16 protein-coding genes are annotated in these 18,655 nt (G+C 47.0%); 10 read left to right on the top strand and 6 right to left on the bottom strand.

Translation table 11 applies throughout. The features are described 5' to 3' along the window. Positions 1–129: 129 nt before the first annotated feature. Both ACFS7Z_RS08965 and ACFS7Z_RS08960 read left to right on the top strand, forming a co-directional pair. Complete coding sequence (locus ACFS7Z_RS08965; RefSeq protein ID WP_377483529.1) at positions 130–945, top strand: CPBP family intramembrane glutamic endopeptidase; 816 nt, start codon at positions 130–132, stop codon at positions 943–945. 65 nt (positions 946–1,010) lie between these two features. Next, a complete protein-coding gene (locus ACFS7Z_RS08960; protein WP_377483527.1) occupies positions 1,011–1,313 on the top strand; it encodes a hypothetical protein in 303 nt (100 codons plus the stop codon). 20 nt (positions 1,314–1,333) lie between these two features. Here ACFS7Z_RS08960 and folK read toward each other — a convergent pair whose 3' ends face one another. Beyond that, entirely contained in the window at positions 1,334–1,825 is a 492-nt protein-coding gene (gene folK / locus ACFS7Z_RS08955; protein ID WP_377483525.1) for a 2-amino-4-hydroxy-6-hydroxymethyldihydropteridine diphosphokinase, read from the bottom strand. Next, positions 1,818–2,663: an alpha/beta hydrolase family protein gene (locus ACFS7Z_RS08950; RefSeq protein ID WP_377483523.1), complete on the bottom strand. Its 846-nt coding sequence runs from the start codon at positions 2,661–2,663 to the stop codon at positions 1,818–1,820. The genes folK and ACFS7Z_RS08950 overlap by 8 nt, the downstream gene beginning before the upstream one ends. A 419-nt stretch (positions 2,664–3,082) precedes the next feature. On the opposite strand from ACFS7Z_RS08950, the gene ACFS7Z_RS08945 reads away from it, so the two are divergent. The 5 genes from ACFS7Z_RS08945 (at position 3,083) to ACFS7Z_RS08925 (ending at position 7,426) form a co-directional block, all read left to right on the top strand. Next, positions 3,083–4,060: a polyprenyl synthetase family protein gene (locus ACFS7Z_RS08945; protein WP_377483521.1), complete on the top strand. Its 978-nt coding sequence runs from the start codon at positions 3,083–3,085 to the stop codon at positions 4,058–4,060. Positions 4,061–4,178: 118 nt separating this feature from the next. Next, complete coding sequence (locus ACFS7Z_RS08940; protein ID WP_377483519.1) at positions 4,179–4,694, top strand: hypothetical protein; 516 nt, start codon at positions 4,179–4,181, stop codon at positions 4,692–4,694. A gap of 111 nt (positions 4,695–4,805) precedes the next feature. Further along, positions 4,806–5,426 (top strand): class I SAM-dependent methyltransferase, encoded by a 621-nt coding sequence (locus ACFS7Z_RS08935; RefSeq protein ID WP_377483517.1) that lies wholly within the window; start codon positions 4,806–4,808, stop codon positions 5,424–5,426. Between the two features lie 389 nt (positions 5,427–5,815). Further along, a complete protein-coding gene (locus ACFS7Z_RS08930) occupies positions 5,816–6,397 on the top strand; it encodes a hypothetical protein (RefSeq protein WP_377483515.1) in 582 nt (193 codons plus the stop codon). Positions 6,398–6,904: 507 nt separating this feature from the next. Then, complete coding sequence (locus ACFS7Z_RS08925; RefSeq protein WP_377483513.1) at positions 6,905–7,426, top strand: GNAT family N-acetyltransferase; 522 nt, start codon at positions 6,905–6,907, stop codon at positions 7,424–7,426. A 247-nt stretch (positions 7,427–7,673) separates the two neighbouring features. On the opposite strand, the gene ACFS7Z_RS08920 is transcribed toward ACFS7Z_RS08925, so the two are convergent. Continuing rightward, a complete protein-coding gene (locus tag ACFS7Z_RS08920; RefSeq protein ID WP_377483512.1) occupies positions 7,674–8,768 on the bottom strand; it encodes a peroxiredoxin family protein in 1,095 nt (364 codons plus the stop codon). Between the two features lie 367 nt (positions 8,769–9,135). Between ACFS7Z_RS08920 and ACFS7Z_RS08915 the strand changes: the two genes are divergently transcribed. After that, entirely contained in the window at positions 9,136–11,412 is a 2,277-nt protein-coding gene (locus tag ACFS7Z_RS08915; RefSeq protein ID WP_377483511.1) for an aconitate hydratase, read from the top strand. Between the two features lie 78 nt (positions 11,413–11,490). Here the strand turns inward: ACFS7Z_RS08915 and ACFS7Z_RS08910 are convergent, their stop codons facing one another. Further along, on the bottom strand, positions 11,491–14,787 hold the full coding sequence (locus ACFS7Z_RS08910) for a S8 family serine peptidase (protein ID WP_377483509.1): 3,297 nt from the start codon (positions 14,785–14,787) through the stop codon (positions 11,491–11,493). Between the two features lie 599 nt (positions 14,788–15,386). Continuing rightward, positions 15,387–15,683: a hypothetical protein gene (locus ACFS7Z_RS08905; RefSeq protein ID WP_377483507.1), complete on the bottom strand. Its 297-nt coding sequence runs from the start codon at positions 15,681–15,683 to the stop codon at positions 15,387–15,389. Positions 15,684–16,067: 384 nt separating this feature from the next. Between ACFS7Z_RS08905 and ACFS7Z_RS08900 the strand changes: the two genes are divergently transcribed. Both ACFS7Z_RS08900 and ACFS7Z_RS08895 read left to right on the top strand, forming a co-directional pair. Next, positions 16,068–16,505 (top strand): response regulator, encoded by a 438-nt coding sequence (locus ACFS7Z_RS08900; protein ID WP_377483506.1) that lies wholly within the window; start codon positions 16,068–16,070, stop codon positions 16,503–16,505. Positions 16,506–16,671: 166 nt separating this feature from the next. After that, the gene (locus ACFS7Z_RS08895; protein WP_377483505.1) at positions 16,672–17,235 is read left to right on the top strand and encodes a DUF4136 domain-containing protein; all 564 of its coding nucleotides are present in this window, start codon (positions 16,672–16,674) and stop codon (positions 17,233–17,235) included. Positions 17,236–17,283: 48 nt separating this feature from the next. On the opposite strand, the gene cobA is transcribed toward ACFS7Z_RS08895, so the two are convergent. Next, positions 17,284–18,039, bottom strand: coding sequence for a uroporphyrinogen-III C-methyltransferase (gene cobA / locus ACFS7Z_RS08890; RefSeq protein ID WP_377483504.1), 756 nt, complete (start codon positions 18,037–18,039; stop codon positions 17,284–17,286). Positions 18,040–18,655: the final 616 nt, after the last annotated feature.

Genomic DNA, 18,655 nt, shown 5'->3' with positions numbered 1-18,655 from the left:
AAAGGCAAGTCTTGGAGGTAGTTTTCCTTCCGCTATAAGTTGAACATTTTCCGCAAAGTTCTACCAGAGGCTGCCGCCATACATGATATTTAGAATATCCTGTAGATTTGAGGCAGAATTATTGGCAACATGAAAAATAAAATAGCCTTCATCTTGTGGATACTGGCTTTCATGGTCCTGAACCTGTATGTGAAACTTACTCCCAGGTTTCTTCAGCAGGATAATGTGTCGCATTGGATAAACTATTGGCTTACCTTCTTTGGCATTGCCTTTCTGATAGCGAGATTTGTACTTCGGTTTCAGGGATTGCAGTCTTTTGGGCTGCGCCTGCATCAAGGATGGTATCAGAACCTTACTGTTGGATTTCTGCTTGGTGCCGGAGTATATTCCCTGAAGTACCTGCTTTGCTATGGTGCCGGTATGTTTGATGTAGCTGGCACGACGGACATGTCTTTTATTACTGTGTTGTTAGCGCAGGCTTTGTTGGCCATGCTCTTTTCTTCTGCCATCAACGATGTCATGAACAGGGGCTATTGGTTGCCATACCTTCGGAAAGAGCACCTGATGAAGTGGTATCTGCTATTTGTTACCGTTTTGTATGTATTAGATGACTCGTGGAATGAAGGGCTGAAGGTGGAGAACCTGGCATTTTCCGTTGTTTTAGGCCTTACGTTTGCTTATACAGTTTTAAAAACAGGCAGTATCTGGATGTCCATCGGGCTGCACTGGGGCGGAAACGTGTTGTTTAGAATGATGTACGGTTTTGATGGGCAGGGTGTCTGGAGGCTGGAAAATGTACAGGATGGGCCACTTTTCGATTACATTAGCCTTGCCGTTACGGCGCTCATGTTCCCACTCGTTTTTATGGTTCTGAAGAGCAGGTTTATAAATAAAGATAAAATCATTGAAGTGGAGGGGGCAGCTCTTTCAGCAAAAGTGGCCTGATAGCTTTTATAATCAGGACAGACCTTATTTTACCCGCTAAAGAAATAGCTCTTAAACTAACTCATATGAATACGGAAAACAGAAAAGACGTGCTGAAGCTTTTAGATGCTGCGCATGCCAGGGTAGAATCATATTATCCTGAAACACCTGTTTATAAGGAAACCCCTGAGTGGGAAGAAAAAAGAAGACTGCTGCTTTCGGACCTGTCGCTGCACCTGGCGCAGGATGCTATGAAAGGAGACAAAATGAATGGGACATCACTGAAAAACCATCTTTTCGCCATTCTTAATATCTGTGGAGAGTTTTTCCCGGATGAAAATTATAAAAAAGCAGCAGCGTTAATTGATCAGGTAGAGGCGCCGCATTAATTCTACAGCTAAAGCGCAATTCATTCCTCTTCTTCATACTTCCAGACTTCTAACGCATCTGGGCATGTTGCAAGCAAATCTTCCACACTTTTCTCCAGTACCGGATGCACCAGTCGGGGGGAGATCTCCGCTAAGGGCATCAGTGTAAAACGACGGAGGTGGAGTTGCGGGTGAGGAATAGTGAGGCGCTGGCTCTGAAGCACCAACTGGTCGTAGAACAGGATATCAATGTCAATCACGCGTGCTCCCCAATGCTCGAGGCGCACCCTGCCCAGTTCCTGTTCAATTATATGTATTTTCTGTAGAACCTCCTCCGGAGAAAGCTTGGTTTGCACCTCCAGCACCTGGTTCAAAAACGCTGGTTGGTCTGTTTTTCCCCAAGCAGCTGTTTCATACAGTTTAGAACTTTGAGTAATAATGCCTACAGATGCAGATATACTTTTACAAGCGTCCGCTAAGTAGGAGGTACGGTCGCCGAGGTTGCCACCCAGGAGCAGGTATAGTTCAGGCATGTTTCTGAAAAAAACCAATAGACAGATCAGCCGCATGGCGGGCGGCTTCCGGTAGTTCGTTCTGCTCAAAAGGGTGTGAACCTCCAAAGGAATGGTTTGCCTCCGGTAGCAGGTGCAATTCTGCATCTGGTTTCCAGCTTTTTAAAGCGCGGGCCATTTGCAGTGGTACTGTTTCGTCCTGCTCCCCGTGCAGAATCAGCAAGGGCTGGTGCATCTTCTTTATCACCTGCGGAATATCAAGGCGGTGCCGGTTCTGGTAGTAGTCTTCCACCATTTGGTAATAGAGAGGCATCTGCTGTCCTGTGCGGCCATTCAAAATCCACTGCACCCCGTCCTGCTTCCACTGTTGCATCTGCTCCTCTGTCCAGCGCTGGTCGTAGTCGCTGACAGCGGCCCAGGTGGCAACGGCTTTTATTCTTGCGTCCTCGGCGGCTTTCAGTATAACGGCCCCGCCCCCGCGACTGTGCCCAATCAGGTAAATTCTCTTCAGGTTGAATTCGTTTTGCGTAACGGGGCCGGATGGATCAAAGAGCAAGTCAATCAGGGCCTGCAGGTCATCCAGTTCCAGGCTGAAGTTGTTGTTCCCGAAGGCTTCCATGTCGTGTATGTCACTGTGGTCTTCCAGGGTGGTGCCGTTGTAGGCGAAGTTGAATTTTATAAAAGCGAAGCCTCTCTCAGCAAAATAACGTGCCAGCAGGTTAAAGTGCCCCCAGTCTTTAAAGCCCTTGAAGCCGTGCGTGAAAATAATAACCGGCTTTGGCTGACTGTTGGGCATGTAGGTGGCATCAGCGGTAAAAGGGCGCCCGTGCTCCGGGTATACTACAAAATCTACTTTCATCTTTTTAATTGTTAAATGGCTTCATTGTTAAATTGCTGATTTGGTAAATCACTAAATCAGGCGGACGTTGCTTCTGCACACTTGTCTGGCTTTTATAAGGCATCGACATCCTTAAAGTTTCAATTCTACCATTCTATTAAGTGGCCTTACATGATGAATACTGCACCGGCACAGCTGTTAAAGCTAAATGGCAGCTCATTAATAATTAAGTAAAGAAGGTAGCCAGTAACAAAAAAACAATCAGCCATCATCTAAATTCAAACAATTTAACAATCAAACCATTTAACCATTGAGCAATTCAGCTATAGAGGCCGCAGCAATCCAGCAATTAAGCCGCAACTAAACCGCAATTAAACCCGGTTCTGCTAGCACACGTTTGGAAACCACTGCAGCAGGTAGTAATATTGCGGACTTAACATATGAGCATCAGCCTAAAGGAAATACAAGCGCCAATTGCGCAGGAAATGGAGCTGTTCGAAAAGAAGTTCAGGACCTCGATGAAGTCGAAGGTGCTGCTTCTGGATCGGATCATGAGCTACATCGTGAAGCGTAAAGGCAAGCAGATGCGCCCGATGTTTGTGTTTTTTACGGCTAAGCTTTTCCGCCCCGATATCAGCGATGCTACTTACCGCGGAGCGGCGCTCATAGAACTGCTGCACACGGCCACTCTTGTGCACGACGATGTGGTGGACGATGCTAATTACCGCCGCAGTTTCTTCTCTGTTAATGCACTCTGGAAAAATAAAATAGCCGTATTGGTAGGCGACTACCTGCTCTCCAAGGGCCTGCTGCTCTCGCTGCAGAACGATGACTTTGAGCTGCTCAAGATTGTGTCTAACGCCGTGAAAGAGATGAGCGAGGGGGAACTGCTGCAAATTGAGAAAGCCCGCCGCCTAGATATCACGCAGGACGTGTACTTCGACATTATCCGCCAGAAAACAGCCTCCCTCATTGCCTCCTGCTGTGCTGTGGGCGCTGCCTCGGCAGGTGCCTGTAAAGAGGATGTGGAGAAGGCGCGCCTGTTCGGCGAGAAAGTAGGTATCGCCTTCCAGATAAAAGACGACCTTTTTGACTACGGGACTGCCGAGATAGGCAAGCCAGTGGGCATTGACATTAAGGAAAAGAAAATGACCCTGCCGCTGATTCATGCCCTCCGCAACGCCGACTGGCTGACCAAGCGCCGCGTTATTTATAACGTGAAGAACAACAACGGGAACAGCAGGCGCGTGCAGGAGGTAATAGACTTTGTGAAACGTTCTGGTGGAATCGACTATACCATCAAGTTAATGAACGAGTACCACGCTGAGGCACTGGCCATCCTGAATACTTTCCCTTCCTCCCCATCCCGTACCTCGCTGGAGCAACTTATTTCCTACACAATTGAACGAGAGAAATAAGTAGACGTATATTCAGAGAATTTAATTTTTTTAATATTTAATACTTCGTTAACTTTGGGCTATTGTACCTACACAGGTACAGGTGTGCTCTCTGCTCCAACCACTTATATTCGTTCTTATGAAGGTTCTACTCTGTGTTGTCACATTGGTACTTACGCTGCCATCCCTATTAAATGGCCAAGACCTCGAACCACAGTTTAAGCATGATAAATACAAACATCCTACGCAACTTATTGCTGACAACATGATGCCTGAAGTGTATGAACTTTCCAAGTTATGCGTCAGTTCTGTCACGTTTGTTCGGTTTGTGATTGGTGCCGACGGGAAAGTGAAGAATGTAGCCTGTACACCCGATACGCCTGCCGTTATCGCGAAGTCGCTGAAGCAAACCATAACGGCCATGAGTGGGCACTGGACTCCGAAAGAAGTAAATGGGGTAGCCGTGGAGAGTAAGCCGTACCTGCTGCCTGTGGTGTATGATGTGAATTTCGGATGCTCCAACAGTGAGCAGAGTATCAGTAAGTTTGAAGACGCGATAAAGCATGTGCTGGTTTTTGATGATGGCAGTGTTGCAGAGTCGATGGAATGTACAGTGCTGCCCCCCATGGTGCAGCGGTATTCAAAAAGCAAATAAAATTATCAGAGGCTGGCCGCTCCATCTCTTATTTTATGTGTTTTGCTTTGAAGTGAAGCGGGAGAAATGCCCTCTAATGCTTAGTTTCGGGTTTGCAAAATAACCTGTGAAATGAGCCTTAACACTAACACGTGGAATCGGATAAGGTATTCCCTGTACCTGCCGTTTTATGATTTTATAGCTGACCGGATTTTCCGGAAGCACCGCCAGCGGTCTGTTCAGTTATCAGGTGCAAAACCCACGGATGCTATTCTGTTGCTGGGTGCCGGCACCGGTCTAGATTTACCCTACCTGCAAGGCTGCACCCACCTGACTGCCATTGACATAACCCCGGGAATGATTTCGAAACTGAAGGAGCGGGCACAGCACCTGAACCTGCCGGTGCAAGCACATGTCATGAACGGACAGGAACTGCAATTCCCAGATGCCACTTTTGATGCCGTTTTGCTGCACCTCATACTTGCCGTCATCCCTGACCCGGTGGCCTGTATAAAAGAAGTGGAGCGGGTGCTGAAGCCGGGCGGCACTGTAATGGTATTCGATAAGTTTCTGCCTGACGGGCAAGAGCCTTCGTCGCTGCGCCGGTTGCTCAACCAAGTAGCTAGCACCCTTTTCTCCGACATTAACCGCTCTATCGGCAACATCATCAGCCATACTTCGCTGCGCCAGGATTTGAATGAGCCTGCAGCCTTGGGTGGTGCCTTCAGGATTGTAAGGTTGCGGAAGCCATAGTAAGTCAGTTTAGAACTTATTGACATCATGGCACTTCTTTGATCGTGGTGAGCAATTGGTATTGCTGCATCGCCACAATTTGCCTCCTTCACCTTCTGAATAAAACGAGCACATGATGGGAAGAGGATATTCTACAACAGAGTTTAACTCTAGTTGAATTGAATATAAGAGTTGTTATGGGGAAAAACACGCTTAAGAGGCTGAAATCGAAGGGTAAGTTTTTGGTACTTTTGTGGGGAAGAGTCGCCTGACGAACTGTTTTATATTGCCAGGGGTATATAGTATATTCGTTAGTCCAGTTCCGTTTATACAACCACCGTTAGGCGGCTAAACAGAATAACTTATATTTAGCCCCTAGTTAGGCAGCATAAAAACATAATTTACCTACAATGAAACAACTGAAGTTCATTAAGGCCTTATTGCTTATTTTTCTAATGCTATCTACTGCCTGCAGCAAAGACGCTCCAGAGCCAGATGAACCATATACTGGTAACGGATACATCAGGGGCAATTTTGGCTCAGAATACCTTACCTTTAAAGAGCCGCAGATCACAGGGGATGGAGATTCCTCCAGTCACTACTATAACCCCAATATCAATGGAGGGCTACTTCTGCTTACAAGAGTAGGCCTATACTCAGACAGACGCAGTGTTTCTTTGATCATCAATGGTATTGATTTGGATAACCTGCCACTACCTATTGTGATCAGTCCGTCACAGGCGCTAGAAAATAGGATGTATGGAGCTGTGATGTTGTATGATTATACGATCCCAGATAGTGTGGTTCGATGGGGCCCTGAGGACAGCTACAATTTTGAAGGTACAACACAAAAGGATATTACCATAAACATAACCAGCAAAACTGACGACATCATAAAAGGAACCTTTGAGGGCAAGATAAGGAGTAGGACAGGTTTGGAAAAGGCAGTTACAGGAGGTGAATTTCGAATTAAGATAATAAGAAAAGAATAATGTTGCCTAACCACGTGTAGACTCCATGCTTCGGCTAAAAGCCTCGCGCATAGTCTACACCAGCCGTTGGCACACATCAAAGGAAAAAATCGAAAAGAGCGATGAAAACAGTAAAGTATATACTTAGTGTAATCTTCTTGCTCTATTCTGGGATATTTATAGTTGCATATTTTGGTCTGCTTTACCATAAGGTTGATAGACCCACATTTAAGAATTTAGATTTTGAAGGATTCTTCTTTTTTGGATTACTTGTCATCTTCTTGATGATCTTAGATTATCTTCTAATTAAGTGGCTATACAAAAAAAATAAAGTTAATAAGTCAGCTGACATTAAATGATTTAGTGAGTGTTCTTATTATGAATGACAGAAAATAACATATTAAATGTTGTACTCGAGTAGCTTTAGCAAAGCATTAAATATAACGCTTGCCAACACTACTTATTAGTGCATAAATGCCGCATAGTCCACCCCGTTGGCAACCTAAAATAGCAAACTCAAAAGACAGAATGGATAACATCGACATTAGAAGAGTTTCATTGAACGACATTGACCTATTGCAAAAGATTGGCAGACAAACTTTCTCCGAGACATTTTCAGCAGGAAATACAGAGGAGAATATGAAGAAGTACTTGGTAGAAGGATTTTCTATTGAAAAACTTTCTACTGAGCTCAAAAACAAAAACTCTGAATTCTACTTTGCGACAATTGACAATAGAGTAGTTGGCTATTTAAAACTCAATTTTGGTCAATCACAAACGGAATTGAAAGACGACAAAAGCCTTGAAATAGAAAGGATTTATGTGTTGAAAGAATTTCACGGTAAAAGTGTAGGGCAGTTACTTTATGAACAAGCAATGCAAATTGCAAGGCAGACGAATGCCAATTATGTATGGTTAGGTGTTTGGGAAGAAAACCCAAGAGCAATAAATTTTTATAAGAAAAATGGTTTTGATGAGTTTGATAAACACGTTTTTAAATTAGGCAATGACGAGCAGACAGATATAATGATGAAACTACATTTGAAATAGATAATTAGGAATAGAAAAAAGTCAGCCACTTATACTATGTAAATCTCAGTCACAGCCGGCGGCCTTGCCAGTCGCTTAAACGAGGCCGTTACTCTTGCTTAACACAGCTTGGCCTGCAAAACATTTTAAAAATACATGCTCCTGTTCTTTCCACATCAATAAGTGACTCTCTGAACGATACAGTAGTTTCCTTTTGTCTGCTTTGGAACAGCGGGTTACTTCTGCCAGCCTGCCGCAGCATAAAAAATTACTTCTCCGCCAGCAGTTCCTCCATCGCCTGGTTAAAATCAGCCACCCATGCATCGTAATATTCTCCTGTGCCAGGGCCGGTGAAGCCGGTGTGTATCTGGCGTACTTTGCCGTCTCTTCCTATAAAGATGGTGGTCGGGAATGATAGGACGTGGTCGAGGGCAGGCAGGGCTTTGGCTGCCGCTTCTTTATCTGAAACACCTGCAACAAGTAAATCATAGTTAACGCCTAAGTGCACTTCCATATTCCGCAGGCGTGCGGCCGCTTCCTCGAACACCGGGCTGCGCTCAAAACCCAGTCCGATAATTTCCAGGCCGCGGCCTTTGTTCTTATTATAGTAAGGCACCAGGAAATTGGTAGCATCCATGCAGTTCGGACACCAAGAAGCTACTAACTGTACAAGCACCACTTTGCCTTTGTACTTTGGGTCAGATAACGAAACCTGTTTGCCCTCCAGGTTTGGGAAAGTGAAATTCAGTTTGTCGTATCCAGGCTTCAGGCTGGTCAGCGAATAAGCGCTAGCAAGCTGAGCGTGTTCATTTCGTGTGGCTGTCCAGCTTTCATACCCGCTTAAGCCGGAGTAAAACTCCCCCTGCAAAGTGCCGTCACCGTTAGGCCTGGCAGTGAAGAGGTAGGCATGGTTGCCATCGAAGGCAGATAGTTTCTGTTGCTCACCTGCTACCTGCCCATCTAAATAGCGGTAATCGCCTGTCTCGGTCAGGAAAGTGCCGGTAATGTTATTACCGTCATGCTTAAATACTCCGATAGCCTTAGAACTCCCACCTTCCTTATCAGAAAAGACAACGTCCCACTTTCCGTCGAAGTTATAGGAGGCAGGAGCAGGGTTTGCTGTAAAGCGGTTTTCCTGGCCAAATTCGGCTACAAAAGGAATAGAATAAGGCGTTTTGGTATCGTTCTTCACAAAGTGGCCTTCCATTGTATGGCCGTTTACGCTGACCATAAGGGCAGCATCAAAAATATGCAAGTCTATTTTCAGGAAATCGCCTTGTTGCTGCATATCATCCAAAAGAATGCGCTCTTCTCCGTTCACGAGGTACAATACGGTTTTGCCCTCTCTTTTTTCAACATGCATTAAGAATGGAATTTCCTGGCCCTGAGCTTGTAGGGTAACTCGCCAGGTGCCTGTTTGTATGGGAGCGGGATTATCTTCTGTAGATTTCATCGAGATGCAGGAGCTATGAATTTGTATTACTGGTATTCCTAAAAACAAAAAGAGGCTGGAAGGGGTATGCATAAAGTGATGTTTTATGCGGTTACCTTTTAAACTTGCCTCTACAAAAATATGGCACATCACGTTATAAACCGCATTTTGCCAGTTATGCTTGCATCATCATGTAGCTACCTATATTCATGGCAGCTAATGTTTTTCAAGATACTTAGATTTTGTACCTTTGTAGAATTCATTAGAGAGCAATTAAAAACTAACAATAGCAAAAACTATGGCATTTGATTTAGGAATGATCAAGGCAGTATATGCCGGCATGGAAGAGCGCATAACTGCTGCCCGCCAGGCAGTGGGAAGACCGCTTACCCAGACAGAAAAGATCCTGTACTCACATCTTTTCGATGGCAACGCGACACGGGGTTTTGAGCGTGGTAAATCTTACGTGGATTTCGCGCCTGACAGGGTAGCAATGCAGGACGCCACGGCCCAGATGGCCTTGCTCCAGTTCATGCAGGCTGGCAAGCCGCAGGTTGCAGTACCTTCTACTGTGCATTGCGACCACCTGATCCAGGCAAGAGTCGGTGCTGACTCTGATTTGCAGGACGCATACAACGAGAACAAAGAAGTTTATGATTTCCTTGCTTCTGTATCGAATAAGTACGGCCTGGGCTTCTGGAAGCCAGGCGCGGGTATCATCCATCAGGTAGTGCTGGAAAACTATGCTTTCCCGGGCGGTATGATGATTGGTACTGACTCACACACACCGAATGCAGGTGGTTTGGGTATGGTGGCCATTGGTGTTGGTGGTGCTGATGCGGTAGACGTGATGGCTGGTATGCCCTGGGAGTTGAAGTTTCCGAAAGTAATCGGTGTGAAACTGACCGGCAGAATGAACGGATGGACTTCAGCTAAAGATGTTATCCTGAAAGTAGCCGGTATCCTGACTGTAAAAGGCGGTACGGGTGCTATCGTGGAGTACTTTGGTGACGGTGCCGAGTCTTTGTCTTGTACTGGTAAATCTACCATCTGTAACATGGGTGCTGAGATTGGCGCAACTACTTCGGTGTTCGCCTATGACGCGAAAATGCGAGAGTACCTGATGGCAACAGAGCGCCAGGAAATAGCTGATATGGCTGAGGGCGTGGCACAACACCTGCGTGCTGACGATGAGGTTTACGCTGATCCGGCTGCTTTCTACGATCAACTGATTGAAATTGACCTTTCTACGCTGGAGCCACACGTAAACGGACCTTTCACGCCGGATGCGGCATGGCCAATATCGCAGTTCGCTTCTGTAGTAAAAGAGCATGGCTGGCCATCTAAACTGGAAGTAGGTTTGATCGGTTCCTGCACCAACTCTTCTTACGAGGACTTGACCCGTTCTGCCTCTGTGGCGGCACAGGCAACTGAGAAAGGGCTTATAGCGCAGGCGGAGTTTACTATCACGCCGGGTTCTGAAATGGTACGCTATACCACAGCCCGCGACGGTTTGTTAGACACTTTTGCAGAGATGGGTGGCGTGGTACTGGCAAATGCCTGTGGTCCGTGCATCGGTCAGTGGGCGCGTCATACAGACGATCCAAAGCGCAAAAACTCTATCATCACTTCGTTTAACCGTAACTTCGCGAAGCGTAACGACGGTAACCCGAACACACACGCCTTTGTGGCCTCTCCTGAGATTGTAACCGCTTTTGCCATTGCCGGTGACCTGACGTTTAACCCACTGACAGATACGCTGACAAACAAAAACGGCGAGCAGGTACGACTGGATGAGCCAAAAGGCATTGAACTGCCAGTGCAGGGCTTTGCCGTGGAGGATGCTGGTTATACAGCTCCCGCAGAAGATGGCAGCCAGGTAGAGGTTGTGGTAGATCCAGGATCTGATCGTCTGCAACTGCTGGAAGGATTTAAGCCATGGGAAGGCACAGACCTGAAAGGCCTGAAACTCCTGATTAAGGCCCAGGGTAAGTGTACGACTGACCACATTTCAATGGCCGGTCCGTGGTTGAAGTACCGTGGCCACCTCGACAACATCTCTAACAACATGTTGATTGGTGCCATGAATGCTTTCAACAGCGAGGCCAACAGCGTATACAACGACATGACACGCGGTTATGATACTGTGCCAGCTACAGCGCGTACTTACAAAGCTGCCGGAATCGGTACAGTGGTAGTAGGCGACGAGAACTACGGTGAAGGGTCATCCCGTGAACATGCTGCCATGGAGCCACGCCACTTAGGTGTTCGTGCCGTTATCGTGAAGTCATTCGCTCGTATCCACGAAACCAACCTGAAGAAGCAGGGTATGCTGGGGCTTACATTCGCTAACAAAGCGGACTACGACCTGATTGAGGAGACAGATACTTTCGATATCCTTGGTTTGACAGATTTTAGGGAAGGACAGCCACTGAAAGTGGTGCTGCACCACAAAGATGGTAGCCAGGACAGCTTTATGGTTAACCATACCTATAACCAGGGACAGATCGAATGGTTTAAAGCTGGTTCTGCACTTAACCTGATAAGATTGAAAGAAAAAGGCACCAACGCATAATTCTTTCATCCACATAAAAAGAGAAGGCCTCACTGTTAAGTGAGGCCTTCTCTTTTTATGTGGTATAGGTTCGGTACATTACTGGTGTCTGATTAAAAACCGCTTCACATAGCTGGTGTTGTTATACCTGATGTGAGCAATGTAAACACCTGCTGCCAACCTGCTTACATCGTAGTATAGCTCAGAGTTCTTTATATGAGATGGCAGAGAAATGCTCTTGCCTGCCATATCTGTCAGCAACAGGTGTGGACTGGTAGCGCTGTTACCCCAATCGACGGGGCCTGTCAGCGTGATGATGAGAAACTGATCTGCAGGATTGGGGAAAACTGTTACATCGTCGGCGTAAACCTGCAGCTGCTTTGTTACAACGCTTTTTACGCAGCCAAGGCTGTCTGAAGCTGTCAGCGTCACCTCATATAAGCCTGTTGCTTTAAAAGTATGCGTAGGGTTGATGTCTGTGGAAGTAGTGCCGTCCCCGAAGTTCCATTCTACAATGGCAGTATGCTTACTCCTGTTAACGATCTCTGTTGCTTTTCCTGCGTTTCCAAAGCCTTTCGTTAAGTTAAACTCTGCAACAGGTTCGGCCGGTATAACATAGGCATAAGGTACAGCTACGCTTTCAAACAGAGAGTCTGCATTACTGACGTAGATCTTCCTGTTCTCATATACCGAGCCAATAGGAAGGGCATCGGCTGTGCCAAGAAGTTCTGACCTGGCCTCATCCGCATAAAAATTAAATACACTGCCCTTGTCCGGGGTAACCAGGACAGGTGAGCCGGCACAGATGCCCTGTTGTAACGGTGTTGGGATTGGTCCTGACTTGATGCTGATATATTTCAGTTGGGCCGCGGCCGCATGTGCCTTGAGCTTCGGAAGATTATCAGCAGCCAACAGCGCCACAGCTACGGTTCGTGTCTCACCGGGAGCTATATCAGAGAGCGTGGCACCTACCAAATGCGATACGTTGTTACCTGATCTTCCGCCTGCTTTCACCCTGCTCACACCGTTGGAAATGATCTTATATTTTTCTGCGTCCGAGAAGCCGTCATCAACCGTAACAGTAGAGTCGTTTCCGCCAAGGTTGTCGATGGCGTGGTAAACCGGCTGGTCTTTTGTCAGAAGCTTGATGCCTGCATAGGGCAGGGCAGAACGCGTGTTGTAAACATAGCCCAGCTTCAGGGCATCATCCCAGGCGGCGGCATTTTGCATGTAATTGCCAATATCCCAATCGGCAAAGAGGCCGGCATGTACTTTCCGCATAGTGTCGGTCGTGACGTTCGTGATCTGGTATTCAAGAATGATATAGTCCCTGTCAGGGGCTTCCATCCAGGCAGAGGCTACTTTTTTTACCCTTACGCCCGCCTGCTTTTCTCCTGTGGACTGCATCAGGGTGCGGGCTTCCTGGGTGGCCAGCGGCGTGTCGTAACGCAGGCGTACAGCGCCAGACGAAATAAAGTTGGCGTCGTTGAGCCACTTTTCATTGTGCAGGTTATCCGATACCTTGCCTGCGTCTGAGGCCACTACCAGGCCTCCTTCAAACAGCAAAGAAGGACCGCCTTTGTATTTCACGCCTACACCCTGCTTAAAATTCAGGCCATTGTAGCCAATGTTACCCACGTTGTTCAAAGACACGTGCAGGTCGTTTGCGGTGAGCGTAACAAAGCTTGGGTTGATGACCAGGGTGATGTACTGAAAATCTTCGTAATCGCCATCCTTAAAGCCAAGGCGAAGGGCCACCATGTGGTCAGTAGGTGCATTTTCAGCGATATTGAGGATAAAAGGGCGCAGGCCGGAAGTGGCAGTGGCCATGGTCCCTACGGCGCCTAAACTCAGCGTAGCCCGCTCCATGCTAACATAGGGCGAGGAAGAACTCATGGTGACCTGTAAGGCTGTGGTAGGAGAGAGGTAGTTCAGGAAGCTGGCTTCCAGGGCTACTTTGCTGCCTGCGTAGGCAATCTGCGTGCTCAGCGACAGTCCGTAGGAAGTACAGCGCGCCGACTTCAGATTTTGCTGTTTCAGTGCTTTCTTCAGGTTAAAACGGCCCTTACCCAGCTTCTCCAGGTATGGCTGGTTACCCGCATGCCTGTAAATATCGTCCGTGCTCACCCGGATTCTCTCGGCTACCTGCCGGGCATTCAGTTCCGGGTATTTTGCTCTTACAAGCGCCGCGCCCCCAGCTACGATAGGAGAAGAAAGTGAGGTGCCATAGCCGCCACCATACCCCTGGTCGCTGGAAATGGAGGCAGTGTATATATTCGCACTCGGCGCCGTCAGGTCTATGCGGTAGCTGAAAGTGTGGTCTTTGTATTTAACATCATTTGCGTCTGTGCCACCCACTGAGAGTACGTTATCGTAAGAAGCCGGGTAAATGTCCACCATCTTGTTGGTATTTCCACCGGATGCTATAACGAGTACGTCTTTGTCCAGCACGGCATAATTGATGATATCCTGCTCATACTGCGAACGACCCTCACCACCCCACGACAGGTTGATGACTTTACAACCATGGTTCGCAGCGTAAACAATGGCCTCGTAACCGCCAAAAGGGCCATTTGTAACTGATGAAAACACCTTGAGTGGCAAGAATTTGGTGTTGTACCCTAAGCTGGCTATACCAGCGCTGTTGTCCGTGGCACCTGCCGACACTCCGGCTACACTGGTGCCATGCCCCCTCCAGGGCGTGTCGTCGTTCACGTTGTTGTCTTGGTCGGCGAAGTCCCATCCGGAGAAGTTGTCGATATAACCGTCGCCATCGTTGTCTATGCCGTCAACCGGGTCGTTGTAGTTGTGCTTTACTTTGGACTTGAGTTCATCGTGTGAGAGCCGGAAGCCCGTGTCTAAGATGGCAACCATCACGTTTGTGTCGCCTTTCTCCACCGCCCAGCCTTCATAGGCCTGCAGCAGCTTCAGGTAAAATTGCGTGGATTTGGTTGAGTCAGCAGCAGGGTCGTTCGGTTGCATAAGCGGCTCACGGATATAAAGCGGCTCTACATACTCTACCATACCAGTGCTCATCAGGGCACTTTGAACCTCCTCAAAGGAAAGGCTGGCGGTATACTTCAGTTCATAAACCAGGGAAAGGTCTACAGCAGGGGCTGCTATACGCATTCCGGACACCTGTGCCCCTGCCTTCGGGAATTTCTGCTGCACTCGTTTCGCGCCCACCTCCTGCAGGGCTGCCTGTAGCGTTCTGGCTGTGCTTTGGGTGCTACGCGCCATCTGCCCACCCTGAGGCCTTAACTTATACACAACGGTATGCGGTACTGTGCCGCTCCCGCTGTTTCCGGGCCGCTGCGCGTACAAGGTTGGTATAAATATAAAGAAAAAAGCTACGCTCCAGAAGATACGTTTAAGCGCTATGACGAGGGTAAGCATGCAATCAAATGAGCTAGGTTTAGTGCGCGTATCAGTTTTATCTTTTAAAGAGGGTTGCTGACATTATATGATTTTGACAGGGTGCAATCTTATCCGCTTTCATAGCCATACATTTTGTTAGGTGTCTTTCCCTTGTTTCGTTGCAGGAAGTGCAAAGTCCCTGTTTATGATAAAGTTACTAGTTAATCCGGTTTAATGTATACTTCCGTTTAAATTTTTAATACGGATAGAAAGTATATATGTTCCATTATATAACCAAAGTGCTATGAATATAAATTTGCACGACTAAGGCCAGCTTCCCTCGCAACCTATAGATCATGCCCCAGATAAATTTACAGGTGCAGAAAGCACAGGCATATCGGGGTGTGCATTTGTCCCGCTACCGGGCAGAAGTAACTAGTCAAACCCCCATGCATGCCGTTTGGTTCTTTGTATAGCAAAGGATTAACTGAAAGAAATTTATTTAACCGGACACCTGAGAACAAATAAACAACCAGGCTGGGAATAAATGTGGCTTTGAGGTAAAATGTGATGTGTACTGGAATCAAAAGAGCCCCTGCAATTATTCACAGGGGCTCTTTTGCTATTTTTTTACTTTATTATTTGAACAGCTTGTTCAGGTCGTCTTTCAGGTTGTCTAGTCCGCTTTGCAGTTCCTGCCAGGTGCTCTGCTTGTCTTCTGCATCAGCAAGTTTAGAGGAAATCAGCTCCCGTTTCTTCTCGAGGCCGGCAATGTGCTCGTGGTAAGTGTGGTTTGAATCGGCGGCAGTGGCGTGTGCCCGGCCTTTCAGCACCTTTATTTTACTGTCCAACTCATCAAGGCTCCTCTGTATCTCTTCGCGGGTAAGATTGGCAGGTGCGCGCATATGTTCAGGTTTCAAAGGGTAATGATCCATAGTTATCAGGTTAAATCATTCTACACGTGCCTTGAACAGGCTTTTCTTTCTCTTAATACTCCTCTGAAGAAAAAAGGATGTATTTAAAGCAGCACTACTGTACCCTTTTTTCAGGCCATTGCGGCACAGGAATGCGGAAAAGGGCAATACAGGTGAATAGGAAGGTTAACAATATGGCAGATGAAAAAGTGAGGAAAAACCCGGAAGCAGGGAAAGTTTAAGCTGCTTTGAATGTATCAAATATGAAAAATACGCTTAATTTGATATTTGAATAAAGTAAGCGATATTAGCAGTTGCAAATTCGGTTCTTTACGCCTGCTGTTCAGCAGGAGCAGGTACCGTAGCGCTTTTAGATATTCAAGTTAAAAGGCAGAGGCTGAATTAATGATTGCTTACAACACCCCCCTGGATCTGGTGCTATTGGTAGATGATGACGAGACGACCAACTACCTGAACAAGCGCCTGTTAAATGAAATGCAAGTAGCCAAAGATATTTTGGTGCTAAAGAACGGGAAAGAAGCATTAGAGTACCTGTCTAAGGCTTGTGCTGCTACGCCGGATGCTGCCGCTGCATGCCCCGACCTGATCTTCCTGGATATCAAGATGCCGGTGATGGACGGATTCACGTTTCTGGAGGAGTACGAAAAGCGTGGCCTCGATATGAAAGACCACATGATTATCCTGATGCTCACCTCTTCGGCCAGTTTTTATGATCTGGAGCGCCTGAAAGATTTTAAAAAGGTGCGGAAGCATTTTTCAAAGTCACTCACCAAGCACGATGTGCGGGATATTATGAATGAGTTCTTCAAGGTGAAGAAATAGCGACAGAACGTACATCTACATCATAAACACAGGAGGCGCAGCACTAAAATGCTGCGCCTCCTGTGTTTAGAAGCGTTAAAAACGGGAGCCAGGTAGTATGGCCACAGAAGGTGGCATTGCTTTGAGGTTTTCTCACGTATACAGGGTGTACATAACGTTCATTTAAATGAAGAGAATGCGCTGCACGAAATCAAACTGTCTTCTGCTCCTCCTGCCGCTGGTGTTTATACTGTCGGCCTGTAGCCCCTCAATCCGGGTTAACACAGAGCCTGCCGCAGGCTTCCAGTTAAGCAACTATAAAACGTTCGCTTTTTATGAGGTGGATGCCTCCGGGGAAGGACTGGGTAATGCTTACGAGCCGCAGGTGCAGTACCTGCAACAGGAGATAGCCGGGCAACTGGAAAATAAAGGCCTGACCCGCGCCACATCCGATACGGACCTGCTCATAAACCTGGGCATTGTGGTAAACGAAGAGGTGCAGACGCGGCAAACGGATCTCCGGTCGGACCCGCCAAACTACATCGGTCAGCGCCGCTACACCTGGAGAAGCAGGGAAGTGGAGGTAGGCAGGTACAAGGAAGGAACCGTGTCGGTGCACCTCGTGGACAACGACCGGAACGAACTGGTATGGCAGGGCAATGCAGAAGCTATCCTGAAGAGCAAAGAAGTAAAGTTACGGGAGCAAATAGCAAGGGGCGTAGAAGAGATGTTCCGCGAGATTCCGCAGTAAGCCGCCTGTGTGCGATTCTGTTTGTGTTGCTGCCACACCCACCACAGGCTATAAGGAGGAACGTTTCGGTACTCCTCCTTCCTGCACGGCAATCACCCATCCAATCACAATGATAGCGGGGTAGGTGAGGTGGTGGTGCTCTATCAGCTTTGGCAAATCCCTTACCTTGCCTGTCGCCGATTTCTGCTGCGGGAGCGAGGCATGTTGTATAACCGCGACCGGTGTATCGCCTTTGCCCTCCTGCACATACACTGCGGCAATCTCTGCAGCTTTTTTCATGCCCATGTAAATGACAACAGTCGCATTGCTTTGCATCGACAATCTTAGGTCCTGCGATAAAGAACCGTCTTTCTTGGTGCCGGTTATCGCCCAGATACCTTCACTCACAGCCCGGTGCGTCAGCGGGATGTCATCAAAGCCGCTTGCCTGCATGCTGGTGATGCCGGGGATGTAATGTGTCCGGATACCATGCTCACGGGCAAAAAGCACTTCTTCAAATCCCCTCCCAAAAATATAAGGGTCACCACCTTTCAGCCGTACCACAATGCCCTTGCTGTGGGCTTTCTCTAAAATCAACTCATGTATCTTCTCCTGTGGGGTATAGTCGCCGTAAGGGTGTTTTCCTACATATATATTCTCGCAACCTGCTTTTGTCAAGCTGAGCAACTCTTTGTTGGCGAGGTTATCATACAGCACCACGTCTGCCTGTTGCAAAACTCTATGGGCTTTCACAGTGATGAGTTCGGGGTCGCCGGGGCCAGCGCCTATCACATACAGTTCAGGGATTATTTTTTGATCAGGCATAATTATCATGCTCCTTTCAGGAGGTTAAGCTAACAGGATTATATTAACCCGGTAGCAAGTAATAGTGTACGTTTCCGGTTTAGTGTGTGGCTTTAAATTTAAGGCTGTTTCCAATACACCACCTCATTCATAGTTTAGCAGCAGGCAGTGCCGGTATGGTGTAAATGGCAGCAGCAAACTTTTGTTTTTTCTTTATTTTTTCAGGTTACACAGCGTAAGTGCTGCCTTCATCAAGCCGCCTGTAACACCAGTTGGTGATGATACTTCAACTCATATCAATCTCACATCTGATGATTAGTTACTCACTCAACTAGAAGCTGTCTTTTTATTGGTATAGTTTAATATCCCCAAGTTTAAAACTACAAACTAATGGGGTATATGCTAAATGGGGGGTAATGTACAGAAATTATGTGATAATGTATCTAACCCCCTTTTGAAATAAGGGGTATTTCTGAGCTTTATTTAATAAGAAGCGAAATATTCCTTTTTGTAATAGGGTGTAGAAAAAAACTTCGGTTTTTGCTAAAATTTATTTTTATAGATAAAATCATATTTAAACTCATGATGCAGGCACATTTTGTTGATAATGTTAAAATTTAAACAAAGAAACCTGTTG

The organism is Pontibacter toksunensis (assembly GCF_042686245.1).
Classification (GTDB): Bacteria; Bacteroidota; Bacteroidia; order Cytophagales; family Hymenobacteraceae; genus Pontibacter; species Pontibacter toksunensis.
The sequence above is the reverse complement of the archived record's forward strand: the minus strand, read 5'-3'. Positions and strand labels throughout refer to the sequence as shown.